The 26,734-nt window shown below is 45.9% G+C and carries 20 protein-coding genes; 6 read left to right on the forward strand and 14 right to left on the reverse strand.

Annotated features, from left to right (window positions below; genetic code table 11):
* Nucleotides 1-2: 2 nt before the first annotated feature.
* The 12 genes from nuoM to ndhC form a co-directional block, all read right to left on the reverse strand.
* Entirely contained in the window at nucleotides 3-1,631 is a 1,629-nt protein-coding gene (gene nuoM, locus IQ457_RS08710; protein ID WP_200662853.1) for an NADH-quinone oxidoreductase subunit M, read from the reverse strand.
* Nucleotide 1,632: 1 nt separating this feature from the next.
* Nucleotides 1,633-3,507: an NADH-quinone oxidoreductase subunit L gene (nuoL, locus tag IQ457_RS08715; RefSeq protein WP_200662854.1), complete on the reverse strand. Its 1,875-nt coding sequence runs from the start codon at nucleotides 3,505-3,507 to the stop codon at nucleotides 1,633-1,635.
* A 4-nt stretch (nucleotides 3,508-3,511) separates the two neighbouring features.
* Nucleotides 3,512-3,820 (reverse strand): NADH-quinone oxidoreductase subunit NuoK, encoded by a 309-nt coding sequence (gene nuoK, locus IQ457_RS08720; RefSeq protein ID WP_045445153.1) that lies wholly within the window; start codon nucleotides 3,818-3,820, stop codon nucleotides 3,512-3,514.
* 98 nt (nucleotides 3,821-3,918) lie between these two features.
* A complete protein-coding gene (gene nuoJ / locus IQ457_RS08725; protein ID WP_200662855.1) occupies nucleotides 3,919-4,686 on the reverse strand; it encodes an NADH-quinone oxidoreductase subunit J in 768 nt (255 codons plus the stop codon).
* Nucleotides 4,683-5,231: an NADH-quinone oxidoreductase subunit NuoI gene (gene nuoI, locus IQ457_RS08730; RefSeq protein WP_068406521.1), complete on the reverse strand. Its 549-nt coding sequence runs from the start codon at nucleotides 5,229-5,231 to the stop codon at nucleotides 4,683-4,685. The genes nuoJ and nuoI overlap by 4 nt, the downstream gene beginning before the upstream one ends.
* A 68-nt stretch (nucleotides 5,232-5,299) precedes the next feature.
* Complete coding sequence (nuoH, locus tag IQ457_RS08735; protein ID WP_144297284.1) at nucleotides 5,300-6,295, reverse strand: NADH-quinone oxidoreductase subunit NuoH; 996 nt, start codon at nucleotides 6,293-6,295, stop codon at nucleotides 5,300-5,302.
* Nucleotides 6,296-6,344: 49 nt separating this feature from the next.
* Nucleotides 6,345-9,431 carry an NADH-quinone oxidoreductase subunit NuoG gene (gene nuoG, locus IQ457_RS08740; protein WP_200662856.1) on the reverse strand — a complete coding sequence of 1,029 codons (3,087 nt, stop codon included), beginning with the start codon at nucleotides 9,429-9,431 and terminating at the stop codon, nucleotides 6,345-6,347.
* A 10-nt stretch (nucleotides 9,432-9,441) separates the two neighbouring features.
* A complete protein-coding gene (nuoF, locus tag IQ457_RS08745; RefSeq protein ID WP_200662857.1) occupies nucleotides 9,442-10,866 on the reverse strand; it encodes an NADH-quinone oxidoreductase subunit NuoF in 1,425 nt (474 codons plus the stop codon).
* The gene (gene nuoE / locus IQ457_RS08750) at nucleotides 10,863-11,372 is read right to left on the reverse strand and encodes an NADH-quinone oxidoreductase subunit NuoE (protein WP_068406529.1); all 510 of its coding nucleotides are present in this window, start codon (nucleotides 11,370-11,372) and stop codon (nucleotides 10,863-10,865) included. Before nuoE ends, nuoF begins: the two co-directional genes overlap by 4 nt.
* 130 nt (nucleotides 11,373-11,502) lie before the next feature.
* Nucleotides 11,503-13,305, reverse strand: coding sequence for an NADH-quinone oxidoreductase subunit C/D (nuoC, locus tag IQ457_RS08755; RefSeq protein ID WP_446737537.1), 1,803 nt, complete (start codon nucleotides 13,303-13,305; stop codon nucleotides 11,503-11,505).
* A 106-nt stretch (nucleotides 13,306-13,411) separates the two neighbouring features.
* A complete protein-coding gene (locus tag IQ457_RS08760) occupies nucleotides 13,412-14,080 on the reverse strand; it encodes a NuoB/complex I 20 kDa subunit family protein (protein ID WP_068406534.1) in 669 nt (222 codons plus the stop codon).
* A gap of 124 nt (nucleotides 14,081-14,204) precedes the next feature.
* Entirely contained in the window at nucleotides 14,205-14,816 is a 612-nt protein-coding gene (gene ndhC / locus IQ457_RS08765; protein ID WP_200662858.1) for an NADH-quinone oxidoreductase subunit A, read from the reverse strand.
* Between the two features lie 942 nt (nucleotides 14,817-15,758).
* Between ndhC and IQ457_RS08770 the strand changes: the two genes are divergently transcribed.
* From IQ457_RS08770 to argB, 5 genes are all read left to right on the forward strand, one after another.
* The gene (locus IQ457_RS08770; protein WP_068406542.1) at nucleotides 15,759-17,792 is read left to right on the forward strand and encodes a UvrD-helicase domain-containing protein; all 2,034 of its coding nucleotides are present in this window, start codon (nucleotides 15,759-15,761) and stop codon (nucleotides 17,790-17,792) included.
* Between the two features lie 102 nt (nucleotides 17,793-17,894).
* Nucleotides 17,895-19,298 carry a magnesium transporter gene (gene mgtE / locus IQ457_RS08775; RefSeq protein WP_200662859.1) on the forward strand — a complete coding sequence of 468 codons (1,404 nt, stop codon included), beginning with the start codon at nucleotides 17,895-17,897 and terminating at the stop codon, nucleotides 19,296-19,298.
* Between the two features lie 146 nt (nucleotides 19,299-19,444).
* A complete protein-coding gene (dut, locus tag IQ457_RS08780) occupies nucleotides 19,445-19,909 on the forward strand; it encodes a dUTP diphosphatase (RefSeq protein ID WP_068406547.1) in 465 nt (154 codons plus the stop codon).
* A 129-nt stretch (nucleotides 19,910-20,038) separates the two neighbouring features.
* Nucleotides 20,039-21,799: a phosphomannomutase gene (locus tag IQ457_RS08785; RefSeq protein ID WP_200662860.1), complete on the forward strand. Its 1,761-nt coding sequence runs from the start codon at nucleotides 20,039-20,041 to the stop codon at nucleotides 21,797-21,799.
* A gap of 94 nt (nucleotides 21,800-21,893) precedes the next feature.
* Nucleotides 21,894-22,805 (forward strand): acetylglutamate kinase, encoded by a 912-nt coding sequence (argB, locus tag IQ457_RS08790; RefSeq protein ID WP_102077404.1) that lies wholly within the window; start codon nucleotides 21,894-21,896, stop codon nucleotides 22,803-22,805.
* 89 nt (nucleotides 22,806-22,894) lie between these two features.
* Here the strand turns inward: argB and IQ457_RS08795 are convergent, their stop codons facing one another.
* Nucleotides 22,895-23,254, reverse strand: a complete 360-nt coding sequence (locus IQ457_RS08795; RefSeq protein ID WP_200662861.1) for a hypothetical protein — start codon at nucleotides 23,252-23,254, stop codon at nucleotides 22,895-22,897.
* A 96-nt stretch (nucleotides 23,255-23,350) separates the two neighbouring features.
* Nucleotides 23,351-23,728 (reverse strand): Spx/MgsR family RNA polymerase-binding regulatory protein, encoded by a 378-nt coding sequence (locus IQ457_RS08800; RefSeq protein ID WP_200662862.1) that lies wholly within the window; start codon nucleotides 23,726-23,728, stop codon nucleotides 23,351-23,353.
* Nucleotides 23,729-23,955: 227 nt separating this feature from the next.
* Between IQ457_RS08800 and leuS the strand changes: the two genes are divergently transcribed.
* On the forward strand, nucleotides 23,956-26,673 hold the full coding sequence (gene leuS / locus IQ457_RS08805) for a leucine--tRNA ligase (protein WP_446737538.1): 2,718 nt from the start codon (nucleotides 23,956-23,958) through the stop codon (nucleotides 26,671-26,673).
* Nucleotides 26,674-26,734 lie beyond the last annotated feature (61 nt).

The following is a 26,734-nucleotide window of genomic DNA, read 5'->3' on the forward strand; positions in this document are numbered from 1 at the left end:
ACTTAACGTGCCTCCATTGCATCAAGTAGCTGCGATGCGTCTACTTGTGTCACTTGACTGTACATATATGCGTTATTAATCCACTGCATGGCGTGACTTGAGGTGTCAAGGAATGGCTGTGGATACAGTCCGAGCCAGACCAAGCCTGCTGCTAACATCAGTAATAACGACAGCTCGCGTTTACCCAAATCTTTTAATGGACGCGACGGCAAACCATGAGTTTCGGTTTCTCGTAACGCCACTTCTTTAATATTATTGCTACCGAACATGGCACGGTGAATTAAGATAAGCGAGTATAAACCTGCCAATACCAAGCTAAAGGTCGCAAACACCACAAACATGGGATAATCAGCAAAGGCGCCAAATAAAATCATAAACTCGCCGATGAAGTTACCGGTACCCGGAATACCAAGTAAAGCGGCACAAAAGAACATTAGAATCGGTGCATAATAACGGAACTGACCCCACATACCGCCCATCAAGGTCAAATCACGCGTATGCAAGCGCTCGTATAACTGCCCTGCCATAATAAACAGTGCTGCCGAACTTAAACCGTGCGCCAACATTTGAATCATCAAACCTTGTAAGCTAATTAAGGTACCCGCGTAAATGGCCAAGACCACAAAACCCATATGCGAGATACTGGTATAAGCCAGTAAGCGCTTCATATCAGTTTGCATAAAGGCCAGCCATGCCCCGTAAAAGATACCTATGGTACCTAATGTCATCGCTATCGGCGCAAAATCTTGTGACGCTGCTGGGAATAAAGGTATGACAAAACGAATCAAACCATAAGCAGCAGTCTTAATCAAAACCCCTGCCAGATCCACCGAACCTGCGGTTGGCGCCTGCGCATGGGCGTCAGGTAGCCAGCCGTGAAAAGGGAAAATCGGCAATTTAACGGCAAAGCCAATAAAGAAGCACAGCATGATCGGATATTCCCAGCCGCCAAGTGAAGTGCCGAGTAAGTCATTATAATTAAAGCTGACCACGCCTTTTTGCGCATAGCTGATAATGACCAATATCAAAATACCGACCAGCATGATAAGACCAGAGGCTTGGGTATAGATAAAGAATTTGGTTGCCGCGTATTCTTTGGTCTTGCCGCCAACCACATCATGACCCCAAATAGCGATCAAGAAGTAGATAGGAACCAGCATCATCTCCCAAAAGAAGAAGAATAAGAACAGGTCAATGGCCAAGAAAACGCCAATGACGCCGCCCAAGCTCCATAAAAGGTTAAGATGGAAGAAACCAACGCGGCGTTGAATCTCATTCCACGAACAGGCAACCGCCGCAATACCGAGCAGGCCTGTTAAACCAACCATCAGCAGCGATAAACCATCTAGCGCTAAATGAAAGCTGATACCAAAGCTTGGTATCCATGGCACCATAAATTCTGCGACCCATGGCACGTTTGCCTGAGGCGCAATCACCTGCTTACTCATGCCGCTATAATCGCCGTATTGCCACAATACCAGTGACAAAGCAAAGGTCAACGTCATACCGATTAGAGCAATCCAGCGCGGCAGACGTTTATTAAAGCGTTCGACCAACCAACAGAGCAACCCTGCAATAAAAGGAATTGCGATTAATGCTGGTAGCATCCACGTTTGTTGTAACTCTATCATCTTATACCACCGTCATCATTACCAGCACCAACAGCACAGCCACGCCTAAGCCAAAGCTTGCAGCGTAACCTCGAAGTGACCCTGTTTGCGTCGCAGACAATACCTTGTTACCAGCGGAAGCCAGTTTAGGCAAAATAAGCCACGTTTTATCGATAGGGTCGGCTTTAAATAAGCGGCCGATGAACAAAAAGGGTTTTACAAAAACTATATCGTATAGCGCATCAAAGCCCATACCGTGATAGCACCAATGATATAACGCTGCGCCTATAGAGGTCTGCTTAAAGCGGGTCAGCATGCGACCTTTATCGGCGACATATAACAGTGCTGCGAGAATTAAGCCTGCAAGCATCGCACCCATAGCGATATATTCCGCTGTATGTTTGTCATGCGCTTGACCAGCTACTTCTAATAAATGCCCAACGCTTTCTGGCAAGACGCCTTGTAATGGCGGCGTGATCCATGCACCAACGGCAGTTGATAATACCAGTAGCACCGTCAATGGCAGCCAATATGACACACCAGATAGTTTATGCGCGTGGGTTTTTTCTTCACCAAAGAAGATAATCCAAATCATACGGAAGGTATAAAACGCGGTTAAGAAGGCACCAAATACGCCCATATAGAATAGGACTTGGTGACCAGTTGCATAGCTCTCCCACAGAATTGCTTCTTTAGAATAGAAACCAACGGTAACCCAAGGTATCGCTGCAAGCGCACCGCCACCGACGATATAGCACCAAAATACTAGCGGTATCTTTTTACGTAAGCCGCCCATCTTAAAGATATTTTGCTCATGATGTACCGCAAGTATGACCGCACCCGATGATAAAAATAGCAAGGCTTTAAAGAAAGCATGCGTCATTAAATGGAAAATAGCTCCTTGCCATGCACCTACGCCGAGTGCTAAAAACATATAGCCAATTTGGCTCATGGTCGAATAAGCAAGGATACGTTTAATATCCGTTTGTGCCAGCGCACAAAATCCAGCAACGACGAGCGTCAATGCACCCACTGCCCCAACCCAGTATAAGAGTACGCCCGGGGTGAGAAGAAATAATGGATGTAGACGTGCGATCAGATAAACACCCGCGGTCACCATGGTCGCAGCGTGAATCAATGCCGATACAGGCGTTGGACCTGCCATCGCATCAGCAAGCCAGGTATGTAGTGGCAGCTGCGCTGATTTACCCATCGCCCCACCAACGAGCATAATAGTGGTCAAAATCATCGTTGGATTATTGATATCAAAGATTTCTGGCGCGCGGGTGATAATCTCTTGAATATGCAAAGTGCCAAATTCGCGGAATAATAAAAACAAACCAAAGGCCAAAAACACATCACCAACGCGGGTGACGGTAAAGGCTTTCATCGCCGCCCGACCATTGGCGCGGTCTTGATAATAAAAACCAATCAAAAGGTACGAACAGATACCGACGCCTTCCCAGCCAAGATAAAGTAAGAACAAGTTATCGGCCAATACCAGCAATAACATACTGGCGACGAATAAGTTCATATAGCTAAAAAAGCGCGCAAAGCCTGTTTCACCTTTCATATACCAGGCGGCAAACAGATGAATCAAAAAGCCGATACCGGTAATGACACCCGTCATCGTCAATGCCAAGCCATCAAAGCTTAAGCCAAAACTTGGCGCGAAATCTCCAACTTGGAACCACGTCCATAGCGGAATCTCGATGACTGTACCGGCAGGATTACTGGTCAAAAAGGTGTAGCTGACCATGAGCGTGCATAGCGCTGATAGCAGCATGCTACCGACACCAACAATCGCTGCTACCTGCTCGCTTAATTTGTCGCGCATAAAGGCTAAAATCAAAAAGCCAACGAGCGGGAATATAAAGGTTAATGGTAATAAACTCATGACATCATCCTTTCATCTCATTGGCGCTATCGACATCGAGATGCCCACGCTGATGGTAAAACCGCAATAATATTGCCAAACCAATGGCCGCCTCTGCTGCTGCTAGTGTCAAAATAAAGATAAACATAATCTGTCCATCTGGATCGACCCAGCGGCTACCGGCGACCACAAATGCCAAAGCCGTCGCATTCATCATGATCTCAAGGCTCATCAGCATAAATAAGAAATTACGCCGTACCATGACACCGCACAGACCGATTGCAAATAAAATACCGGCCAAAATCAATCCATGGCTCATGGGTATCATACCCAGTACATTTTGCGCCTCAGTAACAGGTTGCACAAAGCCTGCGACCTCGTGGGCAAACGGCACATTTGCAACCTCCTGTGCCACGCTCGCTGCTAGTACCATCAGTCTGACTCCTTGCGCGTGACTTGTTGTATATCCGCTTGCTTACCGACATTCATACCGACATAGTCAAGCGGGTCAACCTCTTTATATTCGTATGGTTCAGCCTTGTTTAGCGCATCAGTATCGATCGGCATGCCATTATCATCGTAATGTTTGATACTAGCGACATTTGGATTAGAGGATTGGCTTGCTTTGTTTTTATGGCTTTGATCATAGCCTTGAGCGTCGTGACCGATAATCTCATCATCACTAGACTCTTTACCCAAATGATAAGCAGCCACCAACGCAGCTAATAATAGCAATGCTGCCACTTCGACCAACATAACGTATTTGGTAAATAGCACCGTACCGACGGCTTTAGCTGAAATGGTCGTACCGCCAATCATTGCCGTATCGGTATGGTTAAGACCTATCAACGCATACAGCACAACCGCGATGATAATCGTAAGCCCCGTCGGTACCGCCCAAGTGCCCGCATCAAGCCAGCGCTCTTCACGCTCATCATTACTCATGCCAAGGTTTAGCATCATAATAACGAAAACAAACAGCACCATAATGGCACCGGCATAAACAACAATTTCAAGCGCACCAGCAAACGGCGCACCTAAGACAAAGAAAATACCTGAGATGGCCAATAACGACACAATCATCGATAAAATAGCATGCACTGGATTGGCGAGGGTCACCACGCGCAAGCTGGCAAATATTGCCACCGCTGCCAGCGCATAAAACCCTGCCAATTCAGGACTGTTTAAGATATTCATCATGGTAGCAAGCTCCTTAGATCAATCGGTGCCGCTTCATTTTGCGCCGCGCCTTTTGGTTTATCTGCTACCGCCATACCCGTCACGCGATAATAGTTATAATCTGGATATTTACCCGGTCCAGAAATCAGCAAATGCTCTTTTTCATAAACCAAGTCTTGACGGACATATTCGCCCATCTCAAAATCAGGCGTCATCTGAATCGCCGTCGTCGGACAGGCTTCTTCACACAAACCGCAAAAGATACAACGTGAAAAGTTAATGCGGAAAAATTCTGGATACCAGCGACCATCTTCACGCTCGGCTTTTTGCAAAGAGATACAGGCAACTGGACAAGCCACGGCGCATAAGTTACAAGCCACGCAGCGCTCATCACCATCAGGGTCACGCGTCAGCACAATACGGCCACGAAAGCGCGGCGGTACTGGAACCGGCTCTTCTGGATAAAGAATAGTGTCACGCGGCCTGATTGCATGACTATTGACCATCCACATACTGCGGACAATGGTAAACATACCAATGACGGTCTTTTTTATCGTAGTAAACATGGGGTTATTATCCTTATCAGCTTTACCCTAGTTCATCATTAATGGCTAGTAATGGCTACTAGTAATGACTATAACGTTGGGGAAAAAATCAAAATCACTGCGGCAGTTACCAAGAGATTAATCAAAGTTACCGGCAGGCAGATTTTCCAGCCAAAGTTCATCACCTGATCATAGCGCGGACGCATGAGTGAGCCTCGAGCCAAAATAAACATGGTCATAAAGAATAGCGTTTTAATCATGAACCAAAAAGCTGGTGGAATAAAAGGAATATCTAAATTAAACGGCGCAAGCCAACCGCCAAAAAACAAACAGGTCATCAGCGCAGAAATCAGCACGACGTTGACATACTCGCCGATGAAAAACATACCAAACTTCATGCCAGAATATTCGACATGATACCCTTCGGCAAGCTCTTGCTCGGCTTCTGGCTGATCAAACGGATGTCTATGGGTGACGGCAACACCAGCCACGACAAAGGTTAAAAAGCCAAAAAACTGCGGGATGATATACCAACCGTCAATTTGCGATTCAACGATTTCACGTAGGTTAAATGAGCCTGTTAAGGCAACAACACCCATCAATGATAAGCCTAAGAAAACTTCATAACTGATGGTTTGTGCTGCTGAACGTAAGCCGCCAAGTAGTGAGAATTTATTGGCAGACGCCCAACCACCGAACATCACCGCATAGACAGCGATACCTGCCATGGCAAAGAAAAACAAAATGCCGATATCCCAATCAGCAACCCCAAGGGTTGGCGAAATAGGAATAATGGCAAAGGATGCCAGCGCAGTAAACATGGCAACCGCTGGCGCCAAAGTAAACATAAACTTATCAGTAAAGTTTGGCGTCCAATCTTCTTTAAAGAAGATTTTGAGCATATCGGCAACCAGTTGCAATGAGCCAAACGGACCGACACGGTTCGGACCATAACGGTCTTGCCAAAGCGCTAGCATGCGGCGCTCATAAACAATCATCAATGCCGCAACAATCACCACCACTAAAAAGATAACCAGCGCCTGCACGACCATAAAAAGTATCGACCAGGTATCAAAAGTCATCATACCAGCCAAAAAGCTTGGCACATCAGGGATAATACGGGTAACTTGCAAATTACACCTCCTGTGTGGTGGTCGGCGCGCTGTTTACTGGCGTAGCGCGATTATTGTTATTGGCTGTTGTAGCATTATCAGTGGCCATACTACCCATCATCGTCACTGGCGCATCGACTTTGCGTACTGACGCTGGCATGGACGGATGGATAATACTCACTTGCCCAACCGGATAGCCGATACAGCCTTCTGCTAAGTAATCAACGAGCTCAACAGGTAAGGTGATTTGCTTTTTATCAATCTCAATCGCTAGGTAATCACCCGCTGCAAGACCCCATGCTTTGGCATCATCGATACCGACGCGCCATGTAGCGAGCGGCAATTGCTCAGCAACCACTGCGCTACGCGAGGCCATCATCGAGCTGGCATACAGGTTATAAACCGGTACCAGTTTGGCTTGTCCTTGCTGCATATCTGTCGTTGTTGCTGAAGTAGCTTCTGGCGCGACATATTGACGCGTGGCAAGGCGCTCTAAGCGATCAAATAAACGGACGCCCGGATCGCCATTTCTCAGGCTACCACCAACTTTATCTTGGTATTTATTCCACGCTTGCGGTGAGTTCCAACCGGCCGCACTGGCAAAAGGAATCATCGAGCTTGGCGTCTGCTTACCGCTATAACCTTCCATTGAGAAGGTTAAGCCGGTATCCAAATCTTTTGGCTGCATCGGTTCATGCACAGATACGGGCGCACGCATTGAGGTACGACCTGAATAACGACGCGGCTGACGAGCAATTTTTAAACCAGTCATGCGGTAATCGGCGTCAGGAGCGGCGTCTTTAATACCTGCAAGCTTAGGATGGGTAGCGATTAGAGCGTTGATGACGTCATCAAGCAGCGTCCAGTCGACATCGCGACCTTCTAAGCTGCTATGCACGGCATGCAACCAACGCCAGCCTTCTTTGATACTGCTCATTGGATGATAATATTCGTTATCATAAACTTGGAAGAAGCGCTGCGCACGACCTTCAGCAGAGATAAGCGTACCATCTGCTTCTGCGAAGCTTGCAGCTGGCAGCACGATATCGACATCTTTATGCCAATCAAGCAATTGATGGTCAAGGGCGATGACGGTTTTATCCGCCAACAACTGAGTTAACTTATGCGCATCAATGGCATCAGTTAACTGGTTTTCAGCCACGATAACCACATCAAAATCGGTCGCCAATAATTCTTCAACCGATTGACCACCAAGCATACAAACGCCAATACTATTGGCATCAGGAACCGCTAAATAAATACCGGCTTGCGCGTGATAATTTTTATTGACCTCTTTGAGCTCAAGCTTGGTTGCAGGCTCGCGCTCGACATCGTCTTGCGCCTCGGTATCAACGCCAGTTTCTGGTTTATTTGGTTTAGCAGACAAGTCTTTGTCTTCGCTTTGCTGCGCCGTTGCTGCTTGTGCTTCAGCAGCTTCGACCTTAGCGTTATGCGCTTCGACCTGCTGCTGTTCAGTGGCTTTAATAGCCGCACGTTTCTGGGTCAGTGCCTGAGTGATTTGCGCCGCTGCTTCTATCAAAGCAATCGATGCTAAACTAGTTCCCGAGACCACCAACGGCTTATCAGCTTGAATTAAGTCATAAGCGATTTGCTGGGCTAGCGCTTGCATTGGGTCAGACGCTTCATCAGCATCTTGTTGGGCACGTTGCGCGTCTGCTATCTGCGCTAAATCATCCGCAAGATTAGCAATCGCATCGGCCACTTTAAAACCAAGCTTGGTAATATCTTCTGGTGTCGCAACGACGCTAACTTTACTGATATCTTCTAGTTTGGTTTGGATAACGTCGATGATATAGACCGGACTTTGCACGCCTTGACCAATACGTTTGACGGGCTCAGCCAGCCAAGATTGGGTTTTGGTCGCAGCAGCCATTTTAATGGCTTCGTTTTTTGCCGCTTGACGAATCGATAGTGCCACACGTGATGAGGTTTGGGTAATATCTTCACCCAATACCAATACCACATCATGACTTTCAATATCAGCCATACCGGGGTTATAAATGCCTTCAGTGCTTAATACTTCAATACATTTATTGACCAGTGCTTGCTGCTGATGGTTTAGACCGGTTGAAAAGCTATCAAAGCCAACCATATTTTTTAGCGCAAAGTTGGTCTCAAGACTGGCACGTGGTGAGCCAATACCGATAACTTTTTTGTCTTTGATACGTTTGATGGTTTCATCAAGCGCATAATCGATATTAATTTTAACGTGCTTATCATTGATACGCTCAAGCGCCTGCGTTGGGCGGTCTGCGCGATTGACATAACCGTAACCAAAGCGACCGCGGTCACATAAGAAGTAACGGTTTACTTCACCGTTATAACGGTTTTCAATACGGCGCAATTCGCCATAACGCTCGCCCGCTGAGATGTTACAGCCCGCTGAGCAGCCATGACAAATACTTGGCGCGTATTGCATGTCCCATTTACGGTTATAGCGCTCAGAGTGAGTTTTATCGGTAAATACACCCGTTGGGCAGACTTCGGTTAGGTTACCTGAAAACTCGCTTTCGAACTGACCATCTTTATCACGACCAAAATACACGCGTTCGCTTGAGCCATAGACGCCCAAATCTTCGCCGCCCGCGTAGTCTTTATAAAAACGTACGCAGCGATAACAAGCGATACAGCGGTTCATTTCATGAGCGATAAATGGTCCAAGCTCTTGATTGTGATGGGTGCGCTTGGTAAAACGATAGCGACGACGGCTATGACCTGACATATAGGTCATGTCTTGCAGATGACAATGTCCGCCTTCTTCACAAGTTGGACAATCATGTGGGTGGTTGACCATCAATAGCTCAACCATCGACTTACGAAAGGCTTTGGCTTCATCGTCGGTCACTGAGATGTACATGTCATCGCTTGGGGCGACCATACAGGACATCACCAAGCGCCCGCGACCCGCTTCCATATCTTCTTTATTTTGATATTGCTTAACCGCGCATTGACGACAAGCACCTGCTGAGCCAAGGGCTGGGTGATAACAAAAATACGGCACATCGATGCCGAGTGACAAACACGCTTGAAGCAAGTTGTCGCTGCTATCTACTTCGACAGTGGTTCCATCAATATGTATGACTGCCATGCCGCTCTCCTTATTTCACTTCTGGCTGTTGATGAGCTGCAGCCTCAATGACATCTTCGCCAACCGCCTGCGCAATTTTTTGATCAAACTCAGGACGGAAATATTTAATTGCACTCATCAGTGGCTCCATCGCACCCGGCGCATGGGCGCAGAAGGTTTTACCGATCCACAAGTCACGGGTTAAGCCTTCTAACTTCTCAACGTCACCGATTTGACCTTGACCATCGTTAATAGCGGTGAGCAATTTAACGCCCCACGGTAGACCATCACGGCATGGTGTACACCAACCGCACGACTCACGCTGGAAGAAAATCTCAAGGTTGCGCAGTAATGGCACCATGTCTTGTTCTTCATCGACGACCATGATTAGCCCCGTACCCATACGGCTACCGGCTTTTTGAATGGTGTCAAAATCGACAACGGTATCTAAATGCTCAGCGGTTAAAAAGTCGGTTGATGCGCCGCCCGGCAACCATGCTTTAAGCTTTTTACCTTCCTGCATACCGCCAGCAAAATCTTCGATAATCTCACGTGCTGTATAACCGAATGGTAGCTCCCATAGACCTGGGTCATTGACCAGACCTGAACAACCAAATAGCTTGGTGCCCGGAGTTTCGACCACGCCTTTGGCTTTTGGCAAATCTTGATACCATTTACTACCATGCAAAATAATCGCTGAAACATTATGCAAAGTTTCAACGTTATTAACGACGGTCGGACGACCCCATGCACCTGCCACTTGTGGAAATGGCGGTTTGGTACGCGGATTGGCTCGGCGACCTTCTAGGCAGTTAATCAAAGCGGTTTCTTCGCCGCAAATATAACGGCCCGCACCGGTATGGACGTGCAAATCAAAGCTAAAGTCTGAGCCTAAGATATTATCGCCAACCAAGTTATTGGCACGCAATTCTTCGAGCGCTGCCGTTAGACGCTCTGCTGCTAAAATATATTCACCGCGAATAAAGATATAACCGGCCGTTGCCCCAATCGCGTAGGCAGAAATCAGCATACCTTCGATAAGCTGTAGCGGTAGACGCTCCATGAGCAAACGGTCTTTAAAAGTACCCGGTTCCATCTCATCGGCATTACAGACGAGATAACGTGGACCGCCATCAGGTGGCGCCATCAGCGACCATTTGATACCAGCTGGGAAACCTGCACCGCCGCGACCTTTGACCACTGCTTCTTTAATGGTATTCAAAGTATCGTCTGGTGATTGGTTTAAAGCTATTTTTAAGGCTTCAAAACCGCGTAGCGACTCATAAGTGGCTAAGTCCAATACCGCATCGTGATGGGCAAGGCGCCATGTTAGCGGTTTGGTTTCACTGGTAGCGGTTGCTTTATCGCCATAAACAGGAATGCGCTGGTCATTTAATTGGCTTGGCGCTTTGCCTTGACCGCGACGAGCAATCTGCTCTGAAATGGTTAAACTCATGCGTATAGCTCCAACAATTGAGCGACTTCGGTGGGCTGCACAGGACCATAGGTGTCTTCATTGATTAACACAGAAGGACCTTTGTCACAGTTGCCCAAACAGCAAATCGGCAATAGCGTAAAGCGGTTGTCAGCAGTGGTTTGACCATAGTCGATGCCCAGCTGCGCTTTTAATTCAGCCGCCAGCGCTTCGTAGCCCGTTAAATAACAAGCGACCGAATCACAAATAAGGATGACATTGCGACCGACCGGCTGACGATAGATACGGTTAAAGAAAGTTGCCACCCCATCCATGTCGGTCACAGGGATATTTAGAATATTGGCGATGGCATTAACTTGCGCATCATCGACCCAGCCGTTACGCTTTTGCACGATTTTTAGGGCATCTAAAGACGCTGCTCGCGGATGGGGATAATGATGCATAAACTCATGGATAGCCGCAATCTCTTCTGCGGTTAAGATACTTGCCACATCTACTTTTGGCATTTTATCGGAAACAATTCTCATAATCTTCTTCTTTCCTCACTCAGCCCACTGTGTATATAGTGCTTGGCGCAGCAACAGCGTTTTGGTGTGCCAGTCTGGCGATAACATATTAATAAAACTTGGCTTACTTTTAATATTTAACATCTAGCACTTAACGGTCACAATCGGCCATCACAATATCAATCGAGGCCAAATACATAATGGCATCAGAGACCAACGAGCCATTAATCACCGATGGCATTTGCTGCAAATGCGCAAATGTCGGCGTACGAATACGAGTACGATAGCTCATCGTCGCTTTATCAGAAGTAATGTAATAGCTGTTCAGACCTTTGGTTGCTTCCACAATCGTGGTGCACTCACCCGCTGGCATCACAGGACCCCAAGAAACGGAGATAAAGTGGTTAATCAAAGTCTCGATATCGTTTAAAGTACGGTCTTTCGGCGGTGGTACAGCCAATGGATGGTCCGCTTTATAAGGACCTTGCGGCATATTATCCATACATTGGCGGATGATACGTAGCGACTGGCGCATCTCTTCGATTTTTACCATACAGCGATCATAAGCATCGCCGTTATAACCGACTGGAATCTCAAAGTCGTAATTCTCGTAGCCCATATACGGACGCGCTTTACGCAAATCAAAATCTAAACCTGTGGCACGTAAACCTGCGCCAGTCACGCCCCAAGCCAATGCTTGCTTGGTATTGTACTGGGCAACGCCTTGGGTACGACCTTTTAACACACTATTTTGCAATGCTGCTTTTACGTATTCATCTAAACGTTTTGGCATCCAATCTAGGAACTCACGAACCAAACGCTGCCAACCGCGCGGTAAGTCGTGTGCCGTACCGCCGATACGGAACCAAGCAGGATGCATACGGTAGCCGGTCACCGCTTCGATGACGTCATAAGCTTTTTGGCGATCGGTAAACATATAGAATACCGGCGTCATACCGCCAGCATCCTGAATAAAGGTACCGACAAACAGCAAGTTATTGGTAATACGGAAAAACTCACTCATCATCACACGGATGGTTTCAGCGCGAGGCGGCACCGTAATACCAGCAAGCTTTTCAACCGACATGATATACGGTAGCTCGTTCATCACACCGCCGAGGTAATCAATACGATCGGTATAAGGAATATAAGAATGCCACGTTTGACGCTCAGCCATTTTTTCGGCGCCGCGATGGTGATAGCCGATATCAGGAATACAGTCGACAACTTCTTCACCGTCAAGCTGTAGCACTAAACGGAATGCACCATGCGCCGATGGATGGTTAGGACCGATGTTCAAAAACATAAAGTCTTCATCACGGCCCGAGCGCTTCATGCCCCATTCTTCAGGGACAAAGCGCAGGTTTTCTTGCTCATATTGTTGCTTGGCGTTATTTAAGAAATACGGGGTAAATTCCGTCGCCCGCGCATGATATTCTTTACGCAACGGATGACCTTCCCAATATTTTGGCAATAAAATACGGGTTAAATGCGGATGACCACTAAAGACAATGCCGAACATATCCCAGACTTCACGCTCATACCAGTTAGCATTTGGCCAAATTTTAGTCGCGCTTGGTACGTTGAGATCGTCCTCACTGAGGGCGACTTTGATACGCACATCGCTATTACGCTCAAGCGACATTAAGTGGTAAAACACTGTAAAATCACTGTCTGGCAAACCTTGACGATGCTGACGCAAGCGCTCATCTATCGCGGATAAGTCAAAGAGCATAACGTAAGGTTTTGGCAATTTACGCAGGTATAATAAGACGTCTAATAAGTCGGCACGCGCCACCCACACCGTTGGAATCTCATCCACCGTGTGCTGCACAACAAACTTACCAGCATACTTTTCTTCCAGCTCTTTGATAACTGCTGGGACAGGTTTGATCTTATCTCTGTTGTTAGGATCCATGTTATTAGGATCTGTGTTTTCAACTACCGTGACCATGAATGATGTCTTCCTTCATTAATCATAACCCAGCTATGTCAATCATAACCGAGCTGTGATAAGCGTACGCGCACTTCTAAGAATTATGAACAACTGAGCTAATAAACTAAATACTGTCTGGGCTACGCAAGTTTTTCACCGCAATACGGTCCGCTTGCTTACGGTCACGCTCAGGCGTCATTTGCGGCTGATAAATGCCCTGCTCATTAACATGAATACCCAGCGGACGACGCTCTTTAGTAATCGACTCTTGCAGGAGCATCAAACCTTGAATCAATGCTTCTGGACGCGGCGGGCAACCAGGCACATAGACATCGACAGGAATGATTTTATCGACGCCTTGCACCACTGAATAGATATCATACATACCGCCCGAGTTGGCACACGCGCCCATCGAGATGACCCATTTTGGCTCAAGCATTTGCTCATAAAGGCGCTGAATAACCGGTGCCATTTTCACAAAGCAAGTACCAGCAACAATCATTACGTCTGCCTGTCGGGGCGAGGCGCGAATGACTTCGGCACCAAAACGTGACAAATCGTGAACCGCGGTTAAGGTGGTGGCATATTCGACATAACAGCAAGAGGTACCAAAGTTAAATGGCCACAGTGAGTGCTTGCGCCCCCAGTTTGCTGTTGAATGGACAAGGTCTTCGAGACGACCCATAAAGACGTTTTTATTGACTTCTTCTTCGATAGGGTCATTGACCGTTTGACTGGTCTGTGCAGGATAGATGTCTGCATCAGGGTTGGCTTTTGTTAATGTGTATTTCATAACATACAACCTTTATTTTAAGCGCTGCGTGACAAGTATTTATCATCACTAGCGCCATAACTTCTATTATTAATAAATGACCATTTAGGTATAAACAAGACTGTTATAAGCAATGAACTTAAAGCTAGTCTTGTTGTGCAGCAGTGGCAAAATCCACTGACGTCACATTACCCGTGGTATTAATATGATCGATATTTTTTAAATGGCGACGATTGGTCTCGATATTGTTTGAGACATTAATTTGCCCTGAAGACTGCGCCGGTATCTTGCCTGTTGGGTCAACCATCAGCTCATCAACGCCATCAAACTTGGTGATGTCGGCCAAATTAAAACCGGCTGGCGCCGCATATAGACGCGCTTGTTTACGGCGTTTGTCCGCTGGTGCCCAGCTTAGTGCGCCCAAGCTCAAGGCATATACCAAACCAATCAATAGATCGACGATAAAGGTCGCTGCGGTCGCATAACCAAGCCAGCCTGTCTCACGCACTGACACGGCATAAGCGTATAAATACAGCGCTTCTAAATCGAAAATGACAAAGAAAATTGCGACCAAATAGAATTTTGCAGACAAACGAATGCGGGCATTGCCAGCTCCGACAACACCCGCTTCAAATATCTCTTCTTTTTGTGTGCCCTGAGAGCGACCGCCAAGCAAGCGCGGAACGACCAGCATAAAGACAACTAGCCCAATGGCGGCTAAAATAAAAGCAATTGCTGACCAATTAAAAGCAGACATGATAATACGTGCTCCTCACCCAATCGAGTGTCAAGCGCACCGCGAATACTCACGAATAATGGTGGTAATGGCGATAAGCATAACGCAGACGAAAACACAAAGTAGCTGTCATTGATTCATTTTTGAGCAAATATATTTAAACAATCAAGGACTGTGATAAACCCATGACTATTATAGCTACTGTGCTGGTAATAACCAATTATCAAGCTTATTGACGACGATGTCAGACATGACCAACTATAGATATTCCGGCATGCACGCGGATAAAAGGCTGGTCGCCCAACGCATCTTTTAACAACGTAAGATCAACGTATTAAATCAATATCGTATTTATTGGCGTACTTAATTGATTTAATAGCTCATACACGTGGTCAACAATGACGTGACAACTGGCATAAATTATTTACGTACTATACGCATATCGGCAATCAAAAGCTAGTTTTTAACTGCATTGCATGGTCATTTTATCTGCAAAAAAAATATGTTTTTTTTACCATAAACTATGTTATAGACGTTACCTTATATTACGTGCGAATCTGAATTTTTATGTGGGCGCTGCTATATATAGTGTAAGCTGCGCAAAGCAAACACTTTTTTAACTCAAAACCCGCTGCCAACTCCTCGCCCAAAGACAGGATTTTTGCTTTATAATAGCCCACCTCATTTTGACGCTTTGGCGTTATTTGAACACACATTTTGTTACCCTTTATTATTGGGTGTACTTTACCGAAAATATCGTCTTTATTAAAAATACCATCCTTATTGACGTTATGATTTTTATTATTATCATCTTAATAAAATCAGCGTTTGATTGAAATCATCGTTGTAGCCCAAGCATCGCAGCCTTTTATCATATTTTGCTTAATAACGCCTTTCGTCAACGATGCTACTATCCGTTATCCGTTTTATCTTCTTTTTTGCTTTTGTCTTACAGGTCATTTTATGAGTCAACTTAATCCCAAACAACAAGAAGCCATGCTTTATGTCTCAGGACCTTTATTGGTATTGGCTGGGGCAGGCTCCGGTAAAACCTCGGTGATTACCCGTAAAATCGCCTACCTCATTGAAGAATGCAACATGCCAGCCGAGCGTATCACTGCAGTGACCTTTACCAATAAAGCGGCGCGTGAGATGAAAGCGCGGGTCAGTAAATTGCTGCCAAGTGAAAAAACTCGCGGTCTGACGGTATCGACCTTTCACCAATTTGGCTTGCAGTTTTTGCGTTACGAGCTGATTCATACGCCATTGAAAGGCAACTTTTCCATCATGGACAGCGATGACAGCAAGCGGCTCTTAATGGAGCTGATGATGCGTGACAATCTAAGCGGCGCCGAAAGCCGTGAGCTGGTTGGCAAAGCGATAAAAATGATTTCTGATTGGAAAAACGATCTGATTGAGCCGGATAAGGCGATGGAAACCTTAGACGACCCAGAAGATATGATTTTTGCAACGCTTTATGCTTTATACGAGCGTAATTTGCGCGCTTATAACGCCGTAGATTTTGATGATTTGATTGTATTGCCAACCAAAATCTTACGTGAAAATGCTGAGCTGCGCGATAAATGGCAAAACCGTATTCGTTATTTATTGGTCGATGAATATCAAGATACCAATACCGCCCAGTATGAGATGATTAAATATCTGGTCGGACCGCAAGGTCGCTTTACTGTCGTGGGCGACGACGACCAATCTATCTATGCGTGGCGCGGCGCCAAGCCTGAAAACATGGCCTTGCTAAAAGAAGATTTCCCCAAATTAAAAATCGTCATGCTTGAACAAAATTATCGTTCAACCACGCGTATTTTGACCTCTGCTAACGCTGTTATTACCAATAACGAGCATTTATTTGAAAAGAAACTGTGGTCAGATAAAGGTCAGGGCGAAAAAATCCGCATCATTAATTGCCGTAATGACGATGATGAATCAGAGCGGGTGGCAAAAGAAATCGTCACCCATAAACTGCGCTTTGGTAATGAATGGGAGCAATACGCCGTTCTTTACCGTAGTAACTTTCAAGCGCGCATGCTCGAGGCGCAATTACGCCAATTGCAAGTGCCGTATAAATTATCGGGCGGTCAGTCGTTTTTTGCCCGTAGCGAAATCAAAGATATCATGGGCTATCTGCGTCTGATTTTAAACCCCGAAGACGACAGCGCGTTTTTACGTATTATCAATACGCCCAAGCGCGGCATGGGACCGGCAACTCTCGAAAAGCTTGGTCTATTTTCGCAAGAGCATAGCATTTCGCTACTTGCCTCTTGTACCCACGCTGGACTTGCTCATGTGTTGCCGTCAAAAGCCTATGGTACCTTAAAAGAGTTTGGCGATTTCATCGAGCATTATACCCGTGAGCTCGATCAGCACCCCGACCCCGTGCCTATCGTCCGTCAAATGATTGACGAAACCGGCTATATCGACTTTGTCCGTAGCGACGCCAAAACACCGCAACAAGAAAAAAACCGCATCGATAATATCGACATGCTCTATACCAGTATTCAGTCATTGATTAATCGCGCTGAAGAAGATGAAGACCGTACCATTGATACTATTATTCGCAAATTGGTGCTCCTTGACATGCTCGAGCAGCAGCAAGAAGAAGAGAATACCAATAAAGTGAACCTGATGACCTTACATGCGGCAAAAGGCTTGGAGTTTGATTTTGTCTATATCATGGGACTTGAGGAAGAAATGCTACCGCACCGCAACTCTATCCTCAGTGAAACCATTGAGGAAGAACGCCGCTTAATGTACGTGGGTATTACCCGCGCTCGCCGTGAGCTGACATTAACGCTTGCGACCCAGCGCCGTGCAGGCGGGCAAATGCGCGTGACCTCTGAATCACGTTTTTTGGATGAATTGCCAGAAGATCATATCGACTGGCCAGCGAAGGCGAAAAAGAAAAAAGCCAGCAAAGACCCTGAAAAAGTCGCTGATGAATACTTGGCCAATATTCGTGCTTTACTAGGTAATCGTTAAGCCTAGCTCTTAGAAAAGCCGCTTAGACTTATGCTTACCGCTCTTTACATGAGCGGTAAACTCAATTTTTATACGAATATCTTTTAAAAATTTGGAACCTTTATGCCGACCTCGACGACGAATCCTGAACGACCATTGACCCGACAGGCTGACTATAATCCGGCAGAAGCAAGCGGCGAATATAAGTTATTATATTTGCAAGAATTGGTAGCAGAAAAAGCGTATGCGGCGATTACTGAGTTTTTAGAAAAGCAATCAGAATATGAGATTGCCAGCCTATTAGAGTCTTTCCCGAGCCAAAATCGCTTACTGATTTGGGCGCAAGTACCAGAAAATATCAAAGGTGAAGTACTGGCAGAGCTGGAGTTTGATACCCGCCAGCCGCTGCTTGAAAATGTTTCTTCAAAAGAGATATCCCTGTTTACCCAAGACCTTGATGCGCAGGACATTTCTGAGATTTTAGATACCGTTACCGAAAGTGTGCGCACCTCGGTGATGGCAACCTTGGATGAAGACATCCGAGTGCAGGTCAATAAGCTCGATACTTATGAAGACTGGGAAGTCGGCAGTTATATGGATCCTGACCTCATTCAAGTCAGGGACGACATCACCCTTGCAGAAGTGCAAAGCTGGCTGCGAGAGAATGCTGATTTGCTCGATGATGAAAGCCAAGAGCTATTAGTCGTCGACCAAAGCCAGCAGCTGCTTGGCCTGTTAAGTCTAGCGGATCTGATTAAACACCAGCAAAGCACCTTAGTCGCCGACTTGATTCATAGTGCTATCACTGTCAATGATCGCATAGATATTCAAGATGCGGCGTCGATTTTCCGCTCAGAAGATATTCGCTTTGCCCCAGTGATTAACAGCCACGGCGAGCTGGTCGGACAGTTAAACGGCGAAGATATCATGGAGATTATCCAAGATGATGTCGATAGCACCATGAAAAACTTAGCAGGCGTGAGCCAAGATGAAGAGCTGTTTGCGCCTATTTTAACCAGTGCCAAAAGCCGTAGTATTTGGCTTGGTATTAATTTATGTACCGCGCTATTGGCGGCCGCTGTGATTGGGCAGTTTGAAGCGGTATTAGCAAAGGTTGTGGCACTGGCGATATTGATGCCGGTGGTTGCCAGTATGGGCGGAATTGCAGGCTCGCAAACGCTGACGGTGGTCATTCGCGGGATGGCAATGGGTCAAATCGGTGGGTCGAATCGCCTATGGTTATTAAATAAAGAGCTGTGGGTTGGGGCGATAAACGGTATCATATGGGCGATAATCATGGCGATTATTGCGCAATTGTGGTTTCATGATGTTAAAATCAGCGCCGTCATCGGGCTTGCCATTGCGATTAACATGACCGCCGCCAACGTTTCGGGCATTAGTATTCCGCTGATGCTCAAACGTATGAATATCGACCCTGCGCTATCCGCCTCGGTTATTTTGACCACCGTGACCGATATTGTCGGCTTTATGTCGTTTTTGGGCTTGGCGAGCGTGTTGATTCTTTAGTCAACCGCCCATGAAAATCTGAAAGCTAAAAGTTAACAATCATCAGCTATTTATAAAGATAGTTGTTGTTAAGCATTTAAAACCTAACCGTTAAAAATGTGATTCATTCTGTTTAAAAAACCATTACATCGTTAAGTGAGTGCGTTATGCAAGCTGTACAAGTTAAAGTTTTAAACCCTAAAATTATTGAAGATAAAGCGTTCTCGCTACCGACGCGTGCTACCGATGGCAGCGCAGGTATCGACTTACGCGCTTGCATTGACGAACCTTTGACCATTAAAGCGGGAGCCACGCATTTGATTGGCACTGGCCTTGCGGTGTATATCCAAGACCCCAATTTTGCGGGCATGATTTTACCGCGCTCAGGTCTCGGTCATAAGCATGGTATCGTCTTGGGTAATTTGGTCGGCTTGATTGATGCTGATTATCAAGGTGAGCTGATGGTTAGTATTTGGAATCGCAGCAATGAAGATTTTGTGCTAAATCCTGCCGAACGTATGGCGCAATATGTGGTTGTACCAGTCGCCCGTCCGGAGTTTGAAGTGGTGGCAGAATTTAGTGATACCAGTGCGCGCGGTGCGGGCGGTTTTGGCCATTCTGGTCGTCAGTAGCATTGAATATAAGCATTAAACATTAAGCATCATTGGATTTTCATTTAGCATCAATCGCAGCAATAACAATAATCAGCGATTTTTCATTCACCACTAGCCCATTTATCACGACTATAAGGAGAGTAAGCGATGCCGTCTTTTGCTGCGCAGCACTCCTTATTTCGTGCTTATGATATTCGTGGGTCGCGCCAGCATTTTACCGATGATTTTATTCATGCATTGGGGCACGCTTTTGCGTATCTTTATCAAGTTCAGCCAAATATTGATAGTAAAAAACATAGCGCAAAAAATAGTGAAAACAATTGCCAAACTGCTAACAAAAAAACCATCGTCGTCATTGGCTATGATGTGCGCTGTGATAGCGATACCATTGCGCAGACACTTGCCAATATGTTGTCCGAGCAAGGCATAAAAGTCATCCAACTGGGCTTAGTGACCACGCCAATGATGATTTTTTGGGCGGAGCAATATCAGGGGCATGGCATTATCGTCACTGCCAGTCACTCTGCTAAAGATATTTTAGGGGTGAAATGGTTAGTCAATCATATCTCGCCTAGTAGCACAGACATTCAGGCGCTATATCATCAGCTAGGTATTAATAATGCGCAAAATTCGTCTGTAAGAACCAATGACCAGCCTGTGCGTTATAAACAGCAGCAGTTACCTGCTAAGCAAGTCGCAAGCGCTTATAGCGACGCTATTACACAAGTTTTTAAGCAAATCTATCAGAATGGCAATCAGTCAAATAGCCAGAACGCAAAAGATAGTCAACTACCCTCCTCTAAACTTGATTTAGTGGTGGTGATTGATTGTATGCACGGCGCCACCAGTCACATTGCCAAGCCTTTATTTGCCCATTTTTGCCAAAATATCATCATGCTCAACGATACGCCAGACGGTGATTTTCCTACTGGCAATCCGGACCCGACTGAGCCGCAGCGCCTTAAGCAATTACAGCAAAGCGTACTTCTGCATCAAGCAGATATCGGTATCGCCTTTGATGGTGATGGCGATCGGTTAATGGTGGTCGATAATCGGGGCAAAGTCGTCACGCCCGACCACCTGCTTTATCTATTAGCAAAAATAGCGGTTATTGAGCGTCCACAAATCTTAAAGACATCGTCACCAAACGCGCACGTGCTCTTTGATATTAAATGCTGTCATCATCTGCCAAAGCTCATCAGTGAAATTGGCGCCACACCTGTGCTGAGCAAAACTGGCAGCAGCCTCATGCGCCAACAAATGCAAGATTCTGAGGGTCAAATAATTTTTGCTGGTGAGCTATCTGGGCATTTTATTTTTAATGATAGCCGCTTTATACTTTACGATGACGCCATGTATGCGGCGTTACGATTGCTCCATTGGTTGGGAAAATCTCAAGGTACTCAGTCAACTCGTACAAAAAGCCTAGCCAATATTGTTAAAGGTTTACCCGTTATCGTTAGTACAGCGGACCATTATTTACCGCTACCAAAAACCATAGCTAACGACTGCTCTATTGTGCAGCAACTGGCAAGATTTTGTCAGTATTTACAACAATTGGTTCATGCGACATCAACTGCCATTATTGAGCAACTAGACCCGCAAACTGTCGTTGCTTGTGCGCCGTCACTTTGTACGTGCTCGCAGCAAAGCCAATCTACTACTTTAGAGCAGGCGCAAACGCTATTGCCAGTGGGCACCAAGCTTAGCTGTATCGATGGCGTGCGCTTAGATTTTGCGCGCGGGTTTGGCGTATTGCGCCAATCAAATACCAGTCAAAATCTGACCGTGCGCTTTGCTGGTGATAGCATCGACGACCTTATCGACATTCAAACGAGATTTGCCGCCTTATGCCGCCCCTTTAACAAGACGCTAGCGATGCAAATCTTGGCTATTGTTGCTGAATAGGTATTATTTAACCTTAACTTTATTAGAAAACGCCAAAGAGAAACAAAAACTTTCAATCAATCCACCGCTTAACCCTATCTTTTAGGAGCTTGTCATGACGCTTAATTTGGATGAAGCCAAAATTACCGCTGAAGTATTAACCACGGCGCTGCCTTATATTCAACGCTTTGTTGATAAGCTCATCGTCGTCAAATACGGCGGCAATGCCATGACCGACCCTGCGCTTGAAAGCTCCTTTGCCCGTGATATCGTCCTGTTAAAAACAGTTGGTATGCATCCTGTGGTCGTACACGGCGGTGGTCCACAAGTCGATAATTTGTTAAAAGAGCTTGGTCGTCAATCTGATCGTATCGACGGCATGCGCGTGACTGACAAAAGCACGATGGATATCGTTGAGATGGTGCTCGGCGGTAGCGTCAATAAATCGATTGTTAGCTTAATCAACAAGCATGGTGGGCGCGCGATTGGTCTGACGGGTAAAGACGCCAATTTAATCCTAGCCAAAAAACTAATGATGGAAAAAATTGGCGCAGATGGTGTAGCGGCACCCGTTGATTTGGGCTTCGTCGGTGATGTGGTCAGCGTTAATAAAGACGTGATTAATATGCTGATTGCCTCTGATTTTATCCCTGTTATCGCGCCGCTTGGGGTTGATTCTGAGGGCAATACTTATAATATCAATGCCGATTTGGTCGCTGGTAAAGTCGCAGAATTCTTGCAAGCAGAAAAGCTGATGCTACTGACCAACATTAAAGGCGTGTTGGGCCGTGATGGCGAAGTGGTCACTGGCTTGACCCCAAAGAAAGTCGATGGTCTTATTGAAGATGGTATTATCTCAGGTGGTATGATTCCTAAGATTCAATGTGCGCTTGACGCGGTACGTAGCGGCGTAAAAAGCGCGGTTATTGTCGATGGTCGTGTGCCACATGCCACGCTGTTGGAGATTTTTACCAACGAAGGCGTCGGCACCTTGATTAGCCGTGATTTAGATTCATCAATGAGCTAGTGAGCTGTGGTAATTTTTAGTATACAAAAGCCCGAGCTTAACATTTAAGTTCGGGCTTTTTTATGCGAAGCTTGTTGACTTAGAATCGTTTAATAAGCGCAAAACTCCACGTTACTATGGCTACTGTTGCCATACACCTTCATGTGGTGATTGCCTTTGCGCTGGGTGATATAAGAGTTTTCATTTTCGTAGCGATCGCCGCTCAAACGCCCATCTGGCCCTGAGACATAAGCGACACTGATTTGGTCGTCACCGACGTTACGAATCACTAAGTTTTGATCAGGCAGTAACCATAAACGAAATACTTTGCCGTTTTTGAGGTTGCCACTAAAATTACCGCAATAGCTGTCTTTAGCAAAGGTAATTTTGGTTGACGTATCAGCAGCTTGCGCCGTAACCGTTAATAAAGGCGCTAACGCAAACGCTGCTATCAATATTAATTTTCTCATAATCCTATCCTCGTCCGTGAACATGATGAGCCAGCAAACTTAATTCTAATAATAATTTATAATTTGCCAAACTGATAGCTTTTTATGAACACTTATTTATAAAAAAGCCGCCTCAAACTCAGCTGCATCAAAACCGCATAACAGTATCGGCTGACCATTATTTTTATCTGCCAGCTGACCTTCAACGATCGGACGTTTAATCATACTGGTATTTTCTATCAGCAAATCGATGGCGTTATTGACATTATCATCAGCGGCTTGTTTTTGCTCATCAGTCAGCTTACGCCATGTGGTGCCGCGTTTATTTAGCACTTTATCAATACCCAGCTCATCTACCCAACGCTGTACGCTTTCTTTATCAATCCCTTGTTTTTTATAATCGTGAAAGTCGTAGCTAACGCCCAGCTCATCAAGTTTGGTAAAGACTTTTTTCATGGTGCTACAAGATTTGATACCGTAAATAGTGAGGGTCATAAAAACTCCAAATCAATAATCATTATTTTGTTTATTATACCTAACAGCGATGAGCATGTGGTTTATGACGACGAAAACAGTCATAAGCGTATTCACTTTGCAGATTTATCGCCTTTACGGTGAGCAAACGCTCTATCATATCGTCGCAATTTTTGCCAAATTACGCTATGCTATGGCATTGTAAAATTTTACCCAATTTATCTGTAATAACCTATTCCGAGCCAACTATGAGCAACGCCGTGACAGCAGAAACTGCTAATACTACCCATACCAATAATACTTCTATCGATAACGCCCAGTATCAGCCGCAACTGATTGAAGCGGCGCAGCAAGCCAAATGGGCCACTGACAAGCGCTTTGAAGTCAGTAATGAGCCAAGCGACAAACCAAGTCGCTATATGCTGTCGATGTTTCCTTACCCAAGCGGTAAGCTGCATATGGGTCACGTGCGTAACTATACTATCTCTGATGTACTGAGCCGTTATTATCGCCTAAAAGGCTATGAGGTCATGCAGCCAATGGGCTGGGACGGTTTTGGTCTGCCAGCAGAAAACGCGGCGATTGCCAATCAGACGCCGCCTGCTAAATGGACATTTGCCAATATCGATAGCATGCGCGCGCAGCTTAAATTGCTTGGCTTGTCTATTGATTGGTCACGCGAATTTGCCACTTGTAGCCCTGAATATTATCAGTGGGAGCAGTGGTTGTTCTTACAGTTATACAAAAAAGGCTTGGTTTATAAAAAGCTTGCCACCGTCAACTGGGATCCGGTCGACAATACCGTATTAGCCAATGAGCAAGTCATTGACGGTAAAGGCTGGCGTAGTGGCGCACCAGTCGAAAAGCGCGATATTCCGATGTATTACTTTAACATCACTGATTATGCCGATGAGCTGCTTGATGATTTAGACCAGTTAGAAGGTCACTGGCCATCTGAAGTATTGACCATGCAGCGTAACTGGATTGGTCGTAGTGCCGGTATGGAAGTGCATTTCCCTTATGAGCTTGCTGGCGAAAGCAATACCTTAGATGTGTTCACGACGCGTCCTGATACCTTGATGGGCGTCACTTATGTCGCGGTCGCAGCCGAGCATCCATTGGCACAATATGCCGCTGAACAAGATGAGGCGATTGCCCAGTTTAATGCGCTGTGTAAAAAAGGCTCGGTTGCTGAAGCAGATTTGGCTAAAGCGGAAAAAATCGGTATGGATACCGGGCTGACGGTGACTCATCCCTTAACTGGCGAAGAAGTACCTGTATGGGTTGCCAACTATGTACTGATGAGCTATGGCTCGGGTGCGGTGATGGCGGTTCCTGCCCATGACGAGCGCGATTACGAGTTTGCGACTAAGTATAACTTGCCCATTAAACAAGTGATTGATATCCCTGCTGGCTTTTTAGATCAAGTAGAAGCTGACGCTAAAGCGAATAATACTGAGAGCAATCGTGCTTATACCGAGCGCAATACCTTAGTCAATTCAGGCGAATTTGATGGTATGGATTTTGAGCAGGCGTTTGAAGCTATGCTAGCGAAGCTTGAACCGCAACAGCTTGCCAAGAAAAAAATCCAATACCGTCTACGTGATTGGGGTGTCTCTCGCCAGCGCTATTGGGGCTGCCCTATCCCAATGGTGAACTGTGAGCATTGCGGTACGGTGCCGGTTGAAGAGCAAGATTTGCCAGTGGTGCTACCAACGGACGTCGTCCCCGACGGTCGTGGTAATCCACTAAAAAATATCCCAGAATTTGTCAATACCACTTGTCCTAAATGTGGCAATCCTGCTGAGCGCGAAACCGATACCTTTGACACCTTTGTCGAATCAAGCTGGTACTATGCGCGCTTTGCCAGTCCGCACGATACAACCAACATGGTCAACAAATCTGCTGCCAATAAATGGTTGCCGGTCGACCAATATATTGGCGGTGTCGAGCATGCGGTTATGCATTTGCTTTATGCGCGATTCTTCCATAAGCTCATGCGCGATGAAAACTTGGTATCAGGCGATGAGCCATTTGCCAATCTGATGACCCAAGGTATGGTACTTGCTGGTACTTTCTACCGCGTCAATGCCGATGGCAGTACCACTTATTACTTCACCGAAGACATCGATATCGACTATAACGAACGCGGTCAGCCGATTAAAGCGACTTTGAAATCTGACGGTCAGCCAGTGACGATTGGTAAAATCGAAAAAATGTCGAAGTCGAAAAACAACGGCGTCGACCCACAACTTACCATTGATAAATATGGCGCGGATACCGTTCGTTTATATACGCTATTTACTGCGCCTGCCGACCAGACCCTTGAATGGTCAGACGACGCGCTAAAAGGCCCTTATAACTTTGTTAAAAAAGTTTGGCGCATTGCGACCGAGCACATGCAAGCGCTTTCTGATGCCAATTTAACCCTTGAGCAGCTTAATAATGCAGCACTCAATACCGATAGCTTAAGCAAAGAAGCCAAAGCCCTACGCCGTAAAACCCATGAAACCATTGGCAAGATTGATAGTGATTTGGGTAAACGCTTGGCACTTAATACGCCAGTTTCTAGCTTAATGGAGCTTGCCAATGAGCTTGCTAACTTTAAAGCAAACGGCGAGCAAGACTTGCAAGTACAGCATGAAGCTTTGATTGATTTATTGATTATCCTCTCGGTATACGCGCCGCACATCGGTGAGCATTTGCTTGAGCAATTAGGTATGGACACCGTCACCCTAAGCTATCCAGAAGTCGATACAAGCGCTCTCGTGCAAGATATGATCACCATGGTGGTGCAGGTGAATGGTAAAATGCGAGGCAAAATGGATGTCGCCCCTAATAGCGATCCTGAGCAGCTAAAAACGCAAGCAAAAGCGCTTGAAGGCGTGGCAAAATTCCTTACTGGTGAGATCAAAAAAGAAATCGTCGTACCGAATAAACTGGTTAATATCGTGGTGGCAGGCTAGACCTTTTAAGAATTAAGTTTTTAAACGCTGCGACTTCAATCATGGCGTTTTCAAACTCTCT

Source organism: Psychrobacter sp. M9-54-1 (assembly GCF_016613355.1).
Classification (GTDB): domain Bacteria; phylum Pseudomonadota; class Gammaproteobacteria; order Pseudomonadales; family Moraxellaceae; genus Psychrobacter; species Psychrobacter faecalis.

Coding starts and splice junctions, on each gene's coding strand:
- nuoM (WP_200662853.1), bottom strand. CDS start 1,631: ATGATAGAGTTACAACAAACGTGGATGCTACCAGCATTAATCGCAATT.
- nuoL (WP_200662854.1), bottom strand. CDS start 3,507: ATGAGTTTATTACCATTAACCTTTATATTCCCGCTCGTTGGCTTTTTG.
- nuoJ (WP_200662855.1), bottom strand. CDS start 4,686: ATGATGAATATCTTAAACAGTCCTGAATTGGCAGGGTTTTATGCGCTG.
- nuoI (WP_068406521.1), bottom strand. CDS start 5,231: ATGTTTACTACGATAAAAAAGACCGTCATTGGTATGTTTACCATTGTC.
- nuoH (WP_144297284.1), bottom strand. CDS start 6,295: ATGATGACTTTTGATACCTGGTCGATACTTTTTATGGTCGTGCAGGCG.
- nuoG (WP_200662856.1), bottom strand. CDS start 9,431: ATGGCAGTCATACATATTGATGGAACCACTGTCGAAGTAGATAGCAGC.
- nuoF (WP_200662857.1), bottom strand. CDS start 10,866: ATGAGTTTAACCATTTCAGAGCAGATTGCTCGTCGCGGTCAAGGCAAA.
- nuoE (WP_068406529.1), bottom strand. CDS start 11,372: ATGAGAATTGTTTCCGATAAAATGCCAAAAGTAGATGTGGCAAGTATC.
- nuoC (WP_446737537.1), bottom strand. CDS start 13,305: ATGGTCACGGTAGTTGAAAACACAGATCCTAATAACATGGATCCTAAC.
- IQ457_RS08760 (WP_068406534.1), bottom strand. CDS start 14,080: ATGAAATACACATTAACAAAAGCCAACCCTGATGCAGACATCTATCCT.
- ndhC (WP_200662858.1), bottom strand. CDS start 14,816: ATGTCTGCTTTTAATTGGTCAGCAATTGCTTTTATTTTAGCCGCCATT.
- IQ457_RS08770 (WP_068406542.1), top strand. CDS start 15,759: ATGAGTCAACTTAATCCCAAACAACAAGAAGCCATGCTTTATGTCTCA.
- mgtE (WP_200662859.1), top strand. CDS start 17,895: ATGCCGACCTCGACGACGAATCCTGAACGACCATTGACCCGACAGGCT.
- dut (WP_068406547.1), top strand. CDS start 19,445: ATGCAAGCTGTACAAGTTAAAGTTTTAAACCCTAAAATTATTGAAGAT.
- IQ457_RS08785 (WP_200662860.1), top strand. CDS start 20,039: ATGCCGTCTTTTGCTGCGCAGCACTCCTTATTTCGTGCTTATGATATT.
- argB (WP_102077404.1), top strand. CDS start 21,894: ATGACGCTTAATTTGGATGAAGCCAAAATTACCGCTGAAGTATTAACC.
- IQ457_RS08795 (WP_200662861.1), bottom strand. CDS start 23,254: ATGAGAAAATTAATATTGATAGCAGCGTTTGCGTTAGCGCCTTTATTA.
- IQ457_RS08800 (WP_200662862.1), bottom strand. CDS start 23,728: ATGACCCTCACTATTTACGGTATCAAATCTTGTAGCACCATGAAAAAA.
- leuS (WP_446737538.1), top strand. CDS start 23,956: ATGAGCAACGCCGTGACAGCAGAAACTGCTAATACTACCCATACCAAT.